At 63.9% G+C, this 17,520-nt stretch carries 7 protein-coding genes; all 7 read right to left on the bottom strand.

Features of this window, described 5'->3' with window-relative positions:
• Positions 1 to 14 precede the first annotated feature (14 nt).
• The 7 genes from JMY29_RS06690 to JMY29_RS06660 all read right to left on the bottom strand — a co-directional run bounded on the left by JMY29_RS06690 (position 15) and on the right by JMY29_RS06660 (position 17,407).
• Positions 15 to 986 (bottom strand): AAA family ATPase, encoded by a 972-nt coding sequence (locus JMY29_RS06690; protein ID WP_018777405.1) that lies wholly within the window; start codon positions 984 to 986, stop codon positions 15 to 17.
• A 70-nt stretch (positions 987 to 1,056) separates the two neighbouring features.
• Positions 1,057 to 7,152, bottom strand: a complete 6,096-nt coding sequence (locus tag JMY29_RS06685; protein ID WP_189075852.1) for an Ig-like domain-containing protein — start codon at positions 7,150 to 7,152, stop codon at positions 1,057 to 1,059.
• Positions 7,153 to 7,402: 250 nt separating this feature from the next.
• The gene (locus JMY29_RS06680) at positions 7,403 to 13,537 is read right to left on the bottom strand and encodes an Ig-like domain-containing protein (RefSeq protein ID WP_189075853.1); all 6,135 of its coding nucleotides are present in this window, start codon (positions 13,535 to 13,537) and stop codon (positions 7,403 to 7,405) included.
• 189 nt (positions 13,538 to 13,726) lie between these two features.
• On the bottom strand, positions 13,727 to 14,962 hold the full coding sequence (locus JMY29_RS06675) for an adenylate/guanylate cyclase domain-containing protein (protein ID WP_189075854.1): 1,236 nt from the start codon (positions 14,960 to 14,962) through the stop codon (positions 13,727 to 13,729).
• Between the two features lies 1 nt (position 14,963).
• On the bottom strand, positions 14,964 to 15,545 hold the full coding sequence (locus JMY29_RS06670; protein ID WP_189075855.1) for a PH domain-containing protein: 582 nt from the start codon (positions 15,543 to 15,545) through the stop codon (positions 14,964 to 14,966).
• The gene (locus JMY29_RS06665; RefSeq protein ID WP_018777400.1) at positions 15,538 to 16,461 is read right to left on the bottom strand and encodes a biotin--[acetyl-CoA-carboxylase] ligase; all 924 of its coding nucleotides are present in this window, start codon (positions 16,459 to 16,461) and stop codon (positions 15,538 to 15,540) included. Before JMY29_RS06665 ends, JMY29_RS06670 begins: the two co-directional genes overlap by 8 nt.
• 67 nt (positions 16,462 to 16,528) lie before the next feature.
• Positions 16,529 to 17,407 carry an SDR family oxidoreductase gene (locus JMY29_RS06660; RefSeq protein WP_189075856.1) on the bottom strand — a complete coding sequence of 293 codons (879 nt, stop codon included), beginning with the start codon at positions 17,405 to 17,407 and terminating at the stop codon, positions 16,529 to 16,531.
• Positions 17,408 to 17,520: the final 113 nt, after the last annotated feature.

The following is a 17,520-nucleotide window of genomic DNA, read 5'->3' as shown; positions in this document are numbered from 1 at the left end:
GGAACTGCGCTGGCTTAGGCGGTGGCGCGTTGCTGCGGGGCGGCCACTTCGGCCAGGACGCGCGTGAGCACGACGTCCGGCGTGGCGCCAGAGAACTCTGCCTCAGGATCCATCACCAAACGGTGCGTCCACACCACTGGAGCGAGCTCCTTGATGTCGTCCGGAAGCACAAAGTTCCGGCCCTGTCCCGCTGCCCACACCTTGGCCGCACGGACCATGGCCAGGGCTCCACGCACCGAAACGCCGAGGCGGGTTTCGGAGGCGTTACGGGTCTCCTCGCACAGCCGGGAAATGTACTCAAGCACTGCGGTATCCACGTGCGTGGTGGCGGCGAGATCCGCCATGTCGGCCACGGCCTGCGTCGTGATCAACGGCGTCAGATCCTTCGACCGGTCCTTCAGGTTGGCCCCGCCCAGCAGCCGGACGGTGGAGGCATGGTCCGGGTAGCCAATGGAGGTCTTGATAAGGAAGCGGTCCAGCTGGGCTTCCGGAAGCCGGTAGGTACCAGCTTGCTCGATGGGGTTCTGGGTGGCCAGGACCATGAACGGGCGGCCTGCCTCGTAGGTGGTGCCATCCACGGTCACCCGGGACTCCTCCATGACTTCCAGCAGCGCAGACTGCGTCTTCGGGGAAGCTCGGTTGATTTCGTCGGCGAGAACGATGTTGTTGAAGACCGGTCCCTTGTGGAACTCGAACTTCTGCGTCTTCTGGTCGTAGATGGTCACACCCGTGACATCCGAGGGCAGGAGGTCGGGGGTGAACTGGATGCGGTTGTGTGAACCCTGCACCGTGGCAGCCAAAGCACGGGCCAGGGAGGTCTTGCCCGTGCCGGGTGCATCTTCAAAGAGCACATGCCCCTCAGCAAGCATCGCAGTGAACGTCAGCCGGATGACGTGTTCCTTGCCCAGGACGGCTTGGCCCACGTTGGCAACGAGCTTCTCGAACGTTTCTGCAAACCACGCGGCCTGCTCGTTTGTCATGGTCATCGGTTGATCCTGTTCCTTGTGTTGGGGTGTTGGGATGAAGTTGTTGTTGGTGCCGGCCGGCCGGACGCGGCTAGCAACCGCCGGGCTTGGTTCCGCGCAGATCCACGGTGGTGGACTTCACGAACCAGCCGGGGTGGCTGCCCTGGGTGACGCGGTACCAGGGAGTGCCGTTGCTGTAGATGTCCTTGGTGCAGTTGACGTTCAACCACCCTTCGGAGTTGGAGACCCAGCCAACGCCGCAGCTCGGGCCGCTCGGGTTGTAGGTATCGGCCTGTCCGGGCTTACCGGGGCACGTGTTGTTGTGGGCCCTGATCTCGCCTGCCGGAGGCTGCGGGGGCGGCGGCGCATCGCCACTGCGCGAGGTGTCGCTGCCAACCCGTCCTGCCTGCCCGCCGCTGACGGCACGGACCCGCAGGGTCACCGTCTGGTTGTAGCCGACACTCGTGGAGAAGCTCCGCTGGCCCGTGTCCTGCCAGGCTCCGTTGTCAACACTGTACTGGTAGCCCGTCACCGGACGGCCGTTGCCGTTCGGGGCGTTCCAGGTCCACGACACCGTCTTGTCACCCACGCCGCTGCTCTTGCTGCCGGTCACAGTCGGCGCAAAGGCAAGGCCGTACGGATTGACTGTATTGGACGCCGGGCTCCTGTCGCCAGGGGTCGGGTTACGGGTCGAGATCGCCCAAACCACCACGGCGGTGTCTGTACCGTTGGGTGCTGCCACCACGCCGCCGCCGGCGGGAATGGCACCGCTGCCGCCGCCTGAGGTCAGCGCATATCGGTAACTGATCTCGTTGGCGTTGGCACCGTTGCGTTCTGACGCGGAGAGCGGGTTGAACGCGACGCGGATCTTGCCGCCGTCGGCGTTGGTTTCCACCAGGGCCGCCGACGGCGCGCCCACCATTCCGGGCTTGCCTGCAGCACGGATGGCATTGGACTGCTGGCTCACGCCACTGACGCCTGCCTTGTTCGTGGCCGAGACAGTGAACGAATAGTCGGCTTCGGAGTTGTCAACGGTCACGTTCTGGGAAGTCGCTGCTACAGCCTGCGAACCCACGACGGCGCCACCACGGTACGTGGTCAAGGTGTAGCTGGACACGGCGTCGCCGTTGTTGTTCGGCGCCGCCCAGCTGACCTGCAACTGGCTCTGGCTGCCGACCGATCCTGCGCCGGCCACCGACGGAGCGGCAGGTGTCGCGGGGACACCGGCCGGGGTCTCCGCAGCAGAGTAGGTACTCCACTCGGAAGGCTCCTTGGCGTCGTTGCGGGCCAGGACCCGGACCTTGTAGGCCACGCCGTTGGTCAGGCCCGTCCAGACGTGGCTGTTGCCCGTCAGGTTCTGGATTTGGGGATTCTGTCCTGCCGGGGCCGGGGAAATCTCAAGGTCGTACGACTTGATGGGCGAACCCTTGCTGCCGGGGGGAACCCAGGCAACCGACAATTGCTTGTCGCCGAACTTCAGCGTTGGAGCAACCGGCGTGTCCGGTTTCACGTCCGGCCGGACCTCGGCCGAGACCGGGGAGCGCTCGGATTCGTTGATGGCGTTCGTGGCAGTGACCGCAAAGTGGTATTTCACGTTGTTGGTCAGGCCGGTCAAGGTGCACGTGTTGGCCGGGCAATCCTGTTTGAAGCCGTTCTCGCCATAGACCGTGTATTTGGTGATGGGTGAGCCGCGGTCTGCAGGGGCGTTCCACGTGAGCAACGCTGTCTGGTCACCGACGCTTTGAGCCAAGGGTGTGGTGGGCGCCGCTGGTTTGTCCTTGACGGTCAAGCGGATACGCGCTGTGGCGTAGCGGGAAATTTCGCCCGTCTTGTCCTGCACCGTGTAGGCAACCACCATGGTCCCTGTGAAGCCGCCGGCAGGCGTCACGGTCACACTGTCGCCGCCGGCCTCGGCAGTTCCCTGCCCCGTCTCCGTGACCGCCGAGACTATCTTCAGCGGGGTGTCCGGGAACGGATTCGAATCATTGGCCAGCACGTTCACGGTGACAGGCTTCCCGGACTGTGCATCCGGTTCAGCGTCATCGTTGGCAACAGGCTTGGGACGGTTGGACGCCGAGAGCGCGAGCTTGTAGGTAGCAACAGCTTCCAGGCCACGGGGGTCCTTGGCCTTCACCTGGACAGTGCCGGACTGCCCGATCTGCACGGAGTCATCCGCGGAGACCTTCAGGGTTTTGCCGTCCACCGACACCTTGAAGCCACTCGTGGCAGAACCAGTGAGCTCGTACTTCATGTTCTGGACATCGTCGGAGTCAGGATCCGATGTCAGCTTCCCAAGATCCAGGCTTGCGGAATCACCCTTGGGAACTTCCACATCGCTGCCCAGGAGGACAGGCGGGTTGTTCTTGTTGGGATCAGGCAGGACCTTGGTGCGGATGCTCAGGGTGGACTTCAAGCCATTGGGGTCGTCCGGCCCGGTTCCGTCTGTAACTTCGAAGCTGATGGAGCCAGGACCCACGTATTCGGCTCCAGCAGTGTATTTCAGGCCGGTACCACCGTTGGCCACGGGATCAGCGCCGTCGGCGCCGATGAGCTTGATGCGGTCAGTCTGCGTCAGCCGTGGCGAGCGGCCCTCACGGACCTTCACCCATTCGGCCAGGTCAACGGTCACAGACTGGCCCGAAACGAGTTCAATGACCTCGTCCTTGGCGAGCGTCGGAACCTGCTGGCCGATGCCGGGAACCCAGATGATGGCCGTGGATTTCTGTCCGTCGACGTCCTCCACGGTGTAGGGCACCAACTGCGGCTGCTCGGTGAGTTCGACGATCACATTGCCCTCGGGACCCGGGCGCGCGGTTGTCACGTCGGTGCTGATCTTCAGGTTCTCCCCCACGCCGTCGGGGTCTTCGTCGTTCTTCAGGACCGGAACATCCACGGCGGTCTTGCCCAGTGTCTGTGCAGACGTCACCCGGTCATCGCGGGCGATCGGTGCCTGGAGCGGGATGTCGTTCTTCACCACCACGCGGATGCTGGCCTGTCCCACTGCGTCACGGTCATCGGCCACGGAGTAGCGGACGTTGACGGTACCTTCAGCGGCGGGCGCGGTAACCAGTATGCGGCCGCTGGTCTTGCTGACATGGGCGTCGAGGCCCGCATCGGCTTCAATGCTGTCCGTGAGGATACGGATGATGTCACCGTCGGGATCGGTGTCGTTGGCAGTGGCATCAACGGCGATCTGCCGACCGGGGCGAACCTTGGCCTCGTCATCGACGGGAGCCGGTTTCTGGTTGTTCTCCCCCCGGGGCGCGACGCCGACCGTGACGGTTCCGGTGTTGACCGCACCCTGCCGGTCAATCACCTTGTACCGGAAGGTATCCGTTCCCGCACCGTCACCAGCGGCGACGAAATCGATGAAGCTGCTTCCCGCCGTCGCGGTTCCCATGGTGGGTGTGCTGTCGATGCCGGTGAGCTGCACCGAGTCGCCGTCGGGATCGATGCCGTCCAGCGGCACCGGGATCCGGACGCTGCCTCCGGCCACGACGCGAGCGGTCAGGTTCTGCGGCTGCGGGCGCGAGTTCTGGGTGCCTTCCAGGGGAAGGATGTGGATGGTTACCGCGGCAGCACTCTTCTGGCCCTGCGGGTCCACTGCGTTATAGATGGCGCGCACCGTTTTCGGCGTGGGTCCGGCGATGAAGCGCAGGGTCTTCTCGGAAATGAAGGCCTTGCCGTCTTCTTCGGGAATGCCCTGGGCCAGGACGGGGTCCACGGAGAGCTCTTCGCCCTGCGGGTGCGTGTCGTTGTCCAGGACTGGAATGGTGACGACGTCGTTCACCCGCACGTTCACTTCGTCCGGTTTCGGTTGGGGAGCTTCGACGACGGCGGGAGCCGGCACCGGGACGACGCCCACCGTTCCGGTCGCTGAGGTGCGTCCGTTGGACATGGTGTAGCTGAAGACGAAGGGGTCCTTGGCACCGAGGACATCGGTGACACGCAGGACACTGTGGTCAATGACGCTGACCGACGCGGACGAGCCGTCCGGAACCGTCACTGACTGCAGGACCAGTACTCCCCCGGAAGGATCGGAGTCGTTGGCCAAGGGGTCCACCAGGACGCTGCCTCCAACGGGAAGCAAGGCAACGTCATGGACGGCAACGGGAGCTCCTGCGTCCTTGCCGGACTCGACATCGACGCGGATGAGGCCCTGGCTGCTCTGCGGCCCGTTGCTGGCGATGTACGTCAGGTAGATCGGACCCGGCGTGGTGCTCCGGAAGGTGAAAGTGCCGCCGTCGGTCACCGGTCCCAGCTCAGCGGGCCCGGCCGCCTCAACGTGGGCAACGCGCAATGCGCCGCCGTTGGGATCGACGTCGTTCTTCAACGGCGCAATGACGAGGTCTTGCCCCACAACGGCTGTCACGTGGTCGGCGTTGACCACGGGTGCCAGCGCGCCCGGGGGCTGTACGTTGACGACGATACGGCCCGTGGTGGTGGCCCTGCCATCCCACACGGTGATGGTGACGTTCTTCTTGCCCGGTGCTGCGCCGGAATCCTGGTAGGTGAGCAGGCCATCGCGGCGAACCTTCACCTGGTCCTGGTCGTTGTCCGTCTTGGCATCGAGCAGGACGAGGTCGTCACCGTCGGGATCCATCCAATCGGTGAGGATGTTCTGGCTGACGGACTTTCCCTGCTCCACGAGCATGGTGGTGGGCTCGCCCCGCTTGAAGAAGGGAGGCTTGTTCTCTTCGGGAGCCACCACATGGAGGGTGACCTTGCCACCGGCCGACAAACTCCGTCCGTCTGCGGCGTTGTAGTCGAAGACTTCCGTTCCCGGTTTGGCATCCGCGGGAACTTTGATCTGGAAAGCGGAGCCCCCGTAGATGTTTTCCAGCGTCCCCATCTTGGGGCCGTTGGGACCCACCGAAGCGGTGAGGACGTCGCCGTCGGGGTCTGAATCGTTGTCCAGCACGCTCAAAATGGAGGTCCGGCCCGGCCTGACGCCGAATTCGTCCGGCTTGGTCTCCGGCGGTCGGTTTGGCTTGGTGCGGTCCGGGAGGACGTTGATGGTGTTGTTGTCCGCGGACTCCTGGTCCTGGTCATCGGACTGGTTTTTGGGCGGGACAACGTCGTCCCAGTTGTTGACCAGCTGCATGTTCTGGTTGACCAGCCATACGCTGCCGGAGTTCACGTCGTTAAGCACCACGAGGTCGCGGTTAACGCGGAACACGTAGCTCGGGGAAGCGCTGGCTTTGGGGACGTCGTTCTTCTTGTCATCGGCGTCGTTCTCGCAGTCGCGAACGTACTTGTTGGCCCCTGACCAGGCCGCGTGGACACACTTGCTGACCTGGACAGGAGCGGCCGGTACGCCCTCGCCGTCGGCGTTGACTGTTGCGGCCGTGGATCCGTCCAGGGGTTGCTTCAGGAGGGCTTTGCGGGTCGCGATGGCGACGTAGCTGCTCTCCCCGCTGGTCTGCTGGAGTTTGGCTTCGCGGGCATCCTGGAGTTGGAGCTTGCGGCCACCGGGAAGGAAAAGGTTTCCGGAGGCGGCATCGAGGACAACGGGTTTGTCTCCCACCACCGAGATTTGAAGATCGCCTGCGCCCTTGAGCTCGTCCATCTTGGTGACTTCGGAGTTGGTCCGCTGGCCGTCCGCGTCCACGGTGATGGCCGTGATCTCGCCCTTGCCGGGGTCTGCGGTGTAGATGCGGTTATCCGCGCCGACTGCGGAGACGATGCCTTGATCGCCGGTCAGGACGGGTTCGGTGCCTTCCTCGTCGAAGCCGTTGACCGTGGACGGAGAAAGTGCCCACACCTTGCCACGGGCAGGATCGGTCACGGACAGGACCGTGGAACCATAGCTGACTTGCGACGACGACGGCAGCTGCTTATCGCCGCCAAGCTTCAGGTTGGCGGCGGACACCTGGTTGATGGTGGAACCGGATTCGTCATCGACGAAGACGTTGCCGTCGTGCTGCAGGACGTCGAACGTGGTGGTGGCAGGCGTTACGGCGCCATCGAGGACGCGGGACGGGTAGTTCAGCCGCCCCACAGCGTTCTTGGTTTTGCTCACAACCCACACGCCGCCGTCGTTCAAGTCCACCTCGGTGGTCTTGAAGCCCGGGTACAGAACAGCACCCGCGACCAGCAAAGCCCCTGCTGCAGTGGCAGCGGTGCCCGCTATGAATTTCTTGTTTTGACGCTTTTTCAGCCCCAGCTTGCCGAAGAAAGTTGTCACAGCCCCAGAATTCCCTTTGTTTGCAGCCGCCCCCCAGTGGCTTCCAAGCCATCCGGCAGGTGCCGGCAGCCGTACAATCCGCAGTACCCCCGAACGGCGGCGGAATTTTCAGTCCCTAAGACTATCCCACGCGCCCCACGGCCAGCCAAGGAAACCCGAGACCGGGCTATCCATTGGCTTTGACAGCGTACTGTCTTGGAGCCGTGAAGCGCGATGGGGACAACTGCCCCGCGCCGCGGTGCTGATGGCCTCAACATTGCGGTATCTGGTGGGGTCCGGGATCGCCCAGGGTGGTGTTGCCCTGCGCAATGAAGCGTCCGGCATTGGGACCGCTGGTCAGCCGGTACCACGCCGCGTAGTTCAGGTACGGGGTGCTGCGGTTGATGTAGCAATTGACCGTAAAGGAACCGTTTGACTCGTACTGCCACGGGGTGCCGTAGACCACGCCGTCACAGCGGTGGCCCGGCGTGTTCGGGTCCCAGGACGTCTGTCCCGATGCCGCCGTGTCCGTACAGGTACGGAAACTGCCGGCCGGCAGCGTAGCGTCCCACGACGTCTTCTGCGGACCGCTCTGGGCACTGGCCGAAGCCACGGCTCCACCCTGGCCCACCGAGTTGAAGGTCTGGACCTGAATGGTCCGGGTCTGGTTGTATCCGCCCGTGTTCACAACCCGGCTGCCGGAGGCGGATTCGTTGATCCACCCGGTGTCCGTTCCGCCGCCGGTGATCCTGATCTTGGTCGCGGCGACGTCGTTGCTGCCCGTGGAAGGCGAGGACCAGTTAAGGGTCAGCGTGGTTTGGTTCTGGCCACCGTTGGCACCGGACGCCGAGGGGGTGCCAGGCGAACCATACGGTGTGGTGGTGGCGGGTGCGCTGGGATTGGAGCTTGGGGCCACCGTGGACACGGCATTGACCGTGATGGTGGTGGCCTGCCCATTGGTGAAGCCGCTCACCGTCTGCCCTGGGCTGATAGGACCCGACTGTCCGGTACTGGCGACGTAGCGGTAGCTCACTTCGCTTTGGCTGGACCCATTGCGTTGACTTTGGTCGAGAACGGTGAAGTTGATGGTCACCGCACGACCTGCTCCCCCGGTGTTGGCCGGGGTTGCCGACACGTTGTTGACGGTGCCGAGCATGCCCGTGGCACGCCGGGGAGCGGAAGGCGCACTAACGCTTCCCTTTCCGGCCTTGTTCTCCGCTTGAACAGTGAATGTGTAGCCCTTTTCGTCGTTCTGTGCGGTGAAGACTGCGGAGCGGACGTTGCCTGGGATCGTTTGCGTCTGGGGCACCCCATTGCCACCACTCATGGTGACGTAGTACGCCTTGATGGGATCACCATTGACATCCGGTTCCGTCCAATCGGCGCGGATCTGGTTTTGGGCTCCCACGGACTGCACCACAGCGGTAGTGGGAGCCGCCGGTGCCCCCGGGAGGCCTGCGGGGTTGTCCTCAACGGAATACATGCCCCAATCGGAGGGCCCGAGCTCATTGACCGCTTGGGCACGCACCTTGTACTTCACACCATTGGTCAGTCCCGGCCAGGTGTATGTGAGTCCGGTGACCTCGTTCTTCACGGCAATGCCGTTGGCCGGAGGCGGTGAGATTTCCAGGTTGTAGTGCTTCACCGGCGACCCCTCCGTCTTGGCAGGGGTCCAGGTGATTGCCATGTTCTTGTCCCCGGCCTTGACCGTGGGGGCATCCGGGGGCGAGGGCTTCTCATCGGGCCGGATTTCGTTGGACGCCGTGGATGCCGGCGAGTCGCCTACCTCGTTCGTGGCGTAAACGGTGAACACGTACTTCACGTTATTGGTCAGTCCGGACAGCGTGCAGGTGGTGGTCGGGCATACCTGCTCGAAACCTGCCGCCTTCACGGTGTATTTGGTGATGGCTGCGCCATTGTCCGACGGCGGCGTCCACTTGAGGACGGCAGTCCTGCTCCTGACGTCGGTCGCTACGGGGGCGGACGGAGCATCGGGCTTGTCCCGCACTGTGATGCGGACACGGCCGGTTGCTTGCCTGGAAGGGTCCTTGGTCTTGTCCAGCACCGTGTACCGGACCACCATGACACCCTTGAAACCATCGGCCGGGGTGACGGTGATCGACTCTCCTGACACCGTCGGCTGGCCGGCGGCGGACCCGGTCTCCACTGCCGCGTTTTCGATGGTCAATGGTGCGTCGTTGAAAGGATTGAAGTCGTTGGCGAGGACGTTCACTGTTTCCGAACGGCCCGCGTTGGCCTTCTCAACGGCGTCGTCGTTGGCAACCGGCCGCGGCCGGTTAGACGAGACGACGGTGGCGGTGACAGTTGCGCGCACCGCGTCGGAGCGGCCATCGGTGACCTTGAGCGGGAACGAGCCTACGGCCCCTGGATTGAGCGAGAGGTCCGGGGTGATCTTAAGGACGGTACCTTCCACTTTGGCCTGGAAACCTGCCGCTTGCTGGCCGTCGAGCTCGAACTTCAGGTTGCCTTGGTCCCTTTCGTCGACGTCCTTGGCCAGGTTGGCCAGTTCAACGTCCGTAGTCTCACCCTTGGGAGCTTCCACGGATGCTCCGCTAAAGGTCGGCGGGTGGTTGGCGTTGGGGTCCGGAATGACCTTGGTAAGGATGGTCAACGTGGACTTCAACCCTTGGGAATCGTCCGGGCCGGAGCCGTCAGTGACCTCGAAGGTGATGGATCCGGGGCCAACGTAGTCGGCTTGGGCTGCGTACCGCAGCGCGTTTCCATCACCGGAGATGACGTTTGAGGGGTCCCCGCCTTGAACGCGGATCTTGTCCGCCACGGTGATGCGGGCTTGGCGGCCTTCCCGGACGCGGACATATTCCTGCAGCGCCAGCGTGACGTCCTTGCCGGACATCACTTCCACAGGTTCTGTTTTTGCCAGGGTCGGGTACTGGAGGCCCTGGCCTGGAATCCACATCACGGCGGTGGCTGACTGACCGTCCATGTCCGTGACGGTGTACGGGATCAGTTGCTCTTGCGGGACGAGGGTCACTACCACGTTGCCGGCGGTACCTACCCGTGCGTTTGGATTTCCATCCGGCAGTGAAATGGTGAGGTCCTCGGCGACGCCGTCGGGGTCGGAGTCGTTCTTCAATACCGGAACGTCGACGGCGGTCTTGCCCAACGTCTCAGCCAGTGTGACGCGGTCGTCCACAGCCACAGGAACGTGGAGGGCCGCCGTTGGACTTGTCTGGACCCTGACCACAGCGCTGGCTTCGGCCTTTTTGTCGTCCTGGATCCGGTAACTGATGCTCTCGGTTCCGGCAACGCCGGGTGCCGTCAGCAGGATCTTGCCGGAGGCAGCTTCCACCTGGAGATCAGGATTGGCTTCGAACGAATTGACCAGGCCGATGGGGTCGCCGTCCGGATCGGAGTCGTTCTTGAGGGCATCCACCGCAATGCGGCGCCCCGGCCGGACATCAATGGCGTCATCGACGGCGATCGGCTTTTGGTTGTTGGCCTCTGCCGGAGCGATCCCCACAATGACGGTGCCTGTGTTTTCGGCGCCGATGCGGTCCCGCACGCGGTAGCTGAAGGTATCCGTCCCGGCAGACTTGCCGCCGGCGGTGAACTCCATGTAGCCGTCCCGCACCACAGCGGTGCCCATCGCGGGTGCTTTGTCCACGCCGATGAGCTGGACGGAGTCGCCGTCGGCGTCAATGCCGTCCAGCGGGACCGGGATCTTGACGGTCATCCCGGCGACGACCCGTGCGGTCAGGTTCCGGGGCTCAGGGCGGGTGTTGGTGGCGTCATCCCTGGCGCGGATGCGTATGGTCACCTGCTGCGAGTCGGTCTGCCCCGAGGAGTTGCTGACCTTGTAGATCGCATACACCGTCTTGGGGACGTCGCCCGCAATGAAGCGCAGGTAATTGCCCGCGATGAACATCCGTCCGTCGGCCGCGTCCGGCTGCTGCGCCAGGACTGGATCGAGGGTCAGCTCACCGCCGTTGGGGTCGGAATCGTTCTCCAGGACGGGGATCGTGACCACATCGCCAACCCGTACTGAAACTTCGTCGGGCTTCGCCTGCGGTGCCTGCAGCTTGCTGGGGGCGGGGACCACCTGGACCGAGATGTCTCCGGTGGCGGAGGCCTTGCCATTCGAAATCGTGTACTTGAGGGAAAGTTGCCCCGTGGCATGGATATCGGTGATCTTGACCACCGAGTGGTCCAGCACCGCCACCGTGACTGGCAGGCCGTCCGCGGCTGTCACGGACTGGACAACCAGCACGCCGCCGGCCGGGTCCGAGTCGTTGCCAAGCACGTCCACCACTGTGCTGCCGCCGCTGGGAAGAAGGGCGATATCGCGCACCGCCACGGGCGCGCCGTCGTTGCTGCCGGACACGACGTCGACGCGCACCAGCTGCTGCGCGCTGGCAGGTCCGTTGGTGACCATGTAGGTGACGTAGTGCGGACCGACACTCGTGGAGTTGAACGAGAAGGTCTGCTGGTCCGGACCTATCACGGCCGTCGCCTGGTCATCCGCCTGCGCCTGAGCCAGGCGGAGCGTGCCTCCCTGTGGATCGGAGTCGTTCTTGAGGGGTGCAATAACCGTGTCCTGGCCGGCGACGGCCACCACGTGGTCTGCGTTGGCAATGGGTGGCAGGGCTCCCGGCGCACGGACATCCACGCTGATCCGCCCCTCGGAGCTCAACGTGCCATCGGAGACCGTCACGGAAATCGTCTTCTTCCCCGGACCGGCCCCCGAGTCCTGGAACGTCAAAAGCCCGTCGGGCCTGATCCGCACCTGGTCCGCGGGATCGCTGCTGCTGGCCGCCACGGCGAACAGGTCATCGCCGTCGGGGTCGATCCAGTCACTGAGAATGTACTGGTTGGCGATCTTTCCGGCCTGCACCACCAAGGCGTTGTTCCGGTTGGGCTTCTGCTGCGGTGCGGCGTTCTCACCGGGGGGAACGATCCTCAGATCCACAGTGGTCGAGGCAGTCCCTCCTCGGCCGTCATCCACGGAGTACTTGAACGATTCGCTCCCGGACTGATCGGCAGGAACCGTGATCTGGAAACCCGTGCCGCCGTACACGGGGGCCAACGCCCCCGATTTGAGCACCTGATCGGCCGAGACGGTCAGGACATCGCCGTCGGAGTCGGCGTCGTTGTCAAGCACGGGCAGGAGCGTTGTCTTACCCGCCCGCACGCCAAAAGCGTCCGGCTTCGCGACAGGTGGAGTGTTCGGTTTGCTGCGGTCCGGAAGGACTGTCTGCTGGACTTCGTCCGCGGAGTCCTTGTCGGCGTCGTCGGATGTTTGCTGGGGTGGGATGACGTCGTCCCAGTTGTTGACCAGCTGCATGTTCTGGTTGACCATCCAGACGTTGCCGGAGTTGACGTCGTTCAGTACCACGAGGTCCCGGTTGACCCGGAAAACGTACGACGGCGACGCACTCGCCTTGGGGACGTCAGCGCGGCGGTTGTCAGCCTCGTTCGTGCACTCGCGCAGGTACTTGTTGGCCCCGGACCAGGCCGCGTAGGTGCAGGAGCCCAGATGGACAGGCGCTGCGGGCACGCCTTCGCCGTCAGCTCGGATGGTTTTGGCTGTGCTGCCGTCCAGGGGCTGCAGCAACAGTGCCTTCTTGGTGGCGATGGCCACGAAGTCCGCGGCAGTCCCGCTCTGTTGGAGCTTGGCGTCGCGGGCGTCGTCCAAGTGGACGGTGGCTCCGCCCGGCAGGACGATGTTTCCTGTGGCCTCGTTGAGGACCACAGCCTTGTCCCCCACCGCGGTCAGCTGGAGGTCGCCGGCGCCCTTCAGCGCATCATCCTTGCGGACCTGGGAATCCACCGACTGGCCGTTGGCATCGACTTTGGTGGCCGTCAGGCTGCCGGTCTCCGGATCCACGGTGTGGATGGTGTCGTCGGTGCCAACGACGGACACGATGCCGGTGGACTGTTCCAGGACGGGCTCGGCCTCGTCACTGAATCCGCCGACCGAACCGGCTGTGAGCGCCCAGACTTTGCCCTTGGAGGGATCGGTGACGGCCAGGACCTTGTTGCCGAAGCTTACAGCTGCCGACCCCGGGAGCTTTTGGTCTCCGCCCAGGCGCATGTTGGCGGCGCTGACGGGATTGATGGTGGCGCCGTCGGCATCATCAATGAACACGTCACTGGCCTGCTGAAGGATGTCGAAGTCCTTGCTGGCCGGAGTGACGGCACCATCCAGGGACTTGGACGGATAGTTGAGCCGGCCGGCGGCATTCTTGGACTTGCTGACTACCCAGACACCGCCGTCGTTCAGGTCCACTTCAGTGGTCTTGAACCCGGGGTAGAGAATGGCACCCGTCACGAGCACTGCTGCGGCGGCTGTGAAGGCGGTAGCCGTGATAACCCTCCGCCGCCGGATCTTGCCACGACGATTCCCGGACCCATTGGTCAGAGTCATCCAAATTCCCCACTTTTAGGCAGCCAGCACCGAACCCCGGGCCATCACAACACAAACAAGCTAAGAGTACCGGGTTAATCCATCGATTAGCCAAGAGTGCGCAACATGGGCTGCCAGGAACGCAACAGTCCGTGGGGCCCGCCCAGCGATCGGCGGGGAACGTCGGGCATTGCCCGGGAACGAACAGTCCTAGTCGAGAACCAGGCCCTTGCCACGGCCGCGGGCCAGCATGACCGGATGGATCTCGCCAAAGCCACGGACGTTCTCCGACTTCTGGGGCACCAGCACGAAGCGGTCGTCCTGGCCGAGGGCAGCTGCGGTCATGGCGTCCACCAGCACCGTCCCGGGCTGGGCGAGCGTCGTGAGGCGCGCGGCCAGGTTCACGGTGGGACCATAAATGTCGCCGAGCCGCGAAAGAATGCGTCCCCACACCATGGAAACCCGGCATTGGGGCAGGATCTCGTCCTCGGTAAAGGCCTGCGCCAAAGCAAGCGAGATCTCGGCCCCGGCGGCCGGCGTCTCGGCAATGTACAGCACTTCGTCGCCGACAGTCTTGACCAGTCGACCACCGCCAACGGAGATGATTTCGGCGCATTTGTTCTCGAAACGCTGCACCAACTGGGCCAGCGTCTTCTCGTTCATCCTCCGGGAAAGGCTGGTGTAGGAGACGAGGTCCGCAAAGCCCACTGCGCGTGCCAAGGGCAACGGGGAATCGTCCTCGTCCCCTTCGCGGCCTTCCTCGCTGGCCTGCAAACCGGCTTCGGCCCGGACAGCGAGCCGTTGGACGCCGGCGTTGAGCTGGCGTCGGTACGAATAGACGAGGATCTCTTCCAGGGAATCCACCAGTGACGGCAAGCGTCCCACCAGTTGCTTTCGCGCAACGGCATCCGGAATGCCCTGTTCGGACACCATGTCCTCGACCAACGCTTCGATCTGCCAGACCACCATGCGGTCTGTCATCTGGCCGATGGAGCGGGTCACGGAGATGGCGGCTTCTTCGGTCAGGATGCCGGCGCGCACCAGGTCCAGGATGCTGGACAGTGCAGCCTGGTCGCGCTCGGTGAACGCGACGTCCTCGTCATTGAAGTTCGGGAAACCCAGCGCGCGCCACACCTTACGGGCAGACAAAATGGAAACGCCGGCACCAGCGGCCACTTCACGACGACGCAGCTTCCGTTCGCCGCCAAGAAGCTTTGCCTCCAGGGCCTTGATCGCCAGCCGCTCTGCCGACATCACGCCAGTGGGCGGGCCTGTAGGAACGGAGGCCTGGGATGGCCCGGCGGCTGTGTCGTCGTCTGTGTCGTCGTCGTCCGTGCCGTCGTCGTCCGTGTCGTCTTCTTCCGTGTCGTCGTCCACTGAAGGTTCGGGTACGGCGTCGAACTCCTGGTCCAGGTCCTCGCCGGACTGCTGATCCTCAACGCTCATCTCATCCACCTTCTCTCAATTCCCACGGCAATTCTTCATAGTCCCCCAGCAGTTCACCCTCAAAAACCTCACCTTGCGGGAGTTCGTCCAACGCGTCAAGGATGAAGCCCCTGAATTTCCCCACCTCCGGGACATCTGCCAGCAGCGCTGTTCCGGAGTGCCCGGTATCCAAGGATATATTCCCTGAGTGCAATGTCCGTTGGAGCAGGCTCTGATGGACTTCCACATGGCGGATGGCCGCCAGGGAAATCTGCCAGTCGTTGCGCCTGAACATTCCGTATCTGGCAAGTATGCGTCGACTGGTGAGGGTGTATCTGATGGATCGCCATTTCAGTACCCGCTTGATGCTGTAGGCCAGCAGGAACCACGCCGCCAGCACCACGCACGCACCCACGAGCCACGGTGTCCACTCCGTTGATATGAAGGGCACCAGCCGCTGGGCGTTGCCCTTGATGACCCAGGCACAGGCATAGGCAGCGACGGCAGGAACCACAATGAAGGCCAGCACTGGAAAGAAGAGCGAGCGGGCCTGTTGACGCGTGATGGTGATGACCTGCTCCCCCGGAAGCAACTCTTTACGCATAACCGCTTTCTGTGGCGCGGAGGTGCACCACATCGCCGGCAGTTATGACGTGTTCCCGGCCACCGTGGTCCACCACCAGCAACGAACCATGCTCATCCAGGCGGGACGCGTGGCCGACCAGCTCGAGGTCGCCCGGCAGATGCGCGCGCACCTCCCGGCCCAAGGTGACCATGGCCGATTCGACCCGCTTATGCAAGGACGCTCCCCCGGCCAAACCGGCCGAAGGGTCACCCTCGGAGTTGCAGAAGCTGCGGTAAAGCCGGGCGAAACGCGACAGGTAGCTTTTCAGCAGCGTGGTGCGGTCCGTCGTCGTGGCTCCTTCCACGGCGAGCGATGTCGCAGTCGGTACGGGGAGCTCGTCCTCGGCGAGAGAGACATTCAGTCCCACCCCGAGGATCACCGCTGGGACAGATCCGTCCCCGAGAGGCGTCATCTGGGCAAGGATGCCGGCGATCTTCCGCCCGTTAACAAGGACATCATTCGGCCACTTGATGTCGGCCGGCAGCCCGGCCGTTTCCTGCAGGGCTTCGCGCAGGGCAACGGCTGCGAGAAGTGACAGCCACGAGTAGCTTTGGGTCGGAACGGGCATTCCTTGGGACGTCACGGGCCGCAGCACGATCGAGACTGAGACCGCAGAGCGCTCTGGGGCTTCCCAGTGCCGGTCCAGGCGTCCGCGTGCGGCCGTCTGGTGTTCGGCCGTCAGCACCGCGAGATCGGCCCACTTGCCCGGCTCTACTGTCACGGCCCGAACCAGGTCCGCGTTCGTGGACCCTGTGGAGTCGACAATCTTCAGTTGCGAGATGCCGGCGGAGGACAGGAAGTCCGGATCCAGCAGCGCCGCGCGGTCCAGTGCGGGCCGCTCCATGCCGCTGGGCGGGTCAACTGCTTCGCTGCTGTCTGGCTGTTCGGCATCCATAGCTGAATCCTATCCAGTTGTGCCGTCCAGGAATGCCGGCGGCCCTGAAAAGAACCCGTGAAAACGCTTAGAGGAAGATGTCAGGCACCAGGCGGTCTTCCGGCGCACCGAGGCTGTAGGGGGAAAAGTCGGAGACGCCGGCCGCTCGCAGGACTTGCTCATCCGTATAGAAGTTGCCTGTGGCTCCGGACCCCGTCAGCACTGCATGCGCTGCGTCGGCCATGATTTCGGGGCCACGGGCTGCCTGTACCATTTGACGCCCACCGGGCATGTTGCGGATCGCGGCGGTGTCGATCAGGGTGCATGGCCACAACGAGTTGACCGATACGCCGTCGTCCTTCAATTCTTCCGCGAGGCCCAGGGTCGTCAGGCTCATCCCGTACTTGGCCATGGTGTAGGCCAGGTGCATCCCCGCCCACTTCGGGTCGAGGTTCAGTGGCGGGGACAACGTGAGGATGTGGCCGTGACTGGATTCCCGTAGGGCAGGCAGCGCCAGCTTGGACAACAGGAATGTTCCACGGACGTTGATGTCCTGCATGAGGTCGTACCGCTTCATGTCGACAGCGTCGGTGCGGGACAGGTCGATGGCCGAGGCGTTGTTGACCACGACGTCGATGCCTCCGAAACGCTCGACGGCGGCTGTGACTGCCGCGGCGACGTCGTCGTCATTGCGGACGTCCCCCACCAGCGGCAGGGCCTGGCCGCCGGCAGCGACCAACTGCTCCGCAGCCGTAAAGACCGTACCCTCCAGTTTCGGGTGGGGATCGCCGGTCTTGGCCATCAGGACGATGTTTGCGCCGTCGCGGGCCGCGCGGGTGGCGATGGCCAGCCCGATGCCACGGCTTCCGCCTGACATCAGGATGGTCCGGTCCTTGAGCGAACCCGTGGCGACGTAGGGGCTGCCACTCGGGGAAAGTGTGCTGGAAGCGTCGTTGCTTGAACTCATGGGGACACTCTAACCCAACTATGTTACCGACGGGTAACATAGTGAAGGATTTGGCTACGACGCGGAAAATTGTAGGGTTTCTACAGCGGTTCGCGGCAAAGGCGTCACTAGAC

It is taken from the genome of Paenarthrobacter nicotinovorans (genome assembly GCF_021919345.1).
In the GTDB taxonomy this organism is placed as follows: domain Bacteria; phylum Actinomycetota; class Actinomycetes; order Actinomycetales; family Micrococcaceae; genus Arthrobacter; species Arthrobacter nicotinovorans.
The sequence above is the reverse complement of the archived record's forward strand: the minus strand, read 5'-3'. Positions and strand labels throughout refer to the sequence as shown.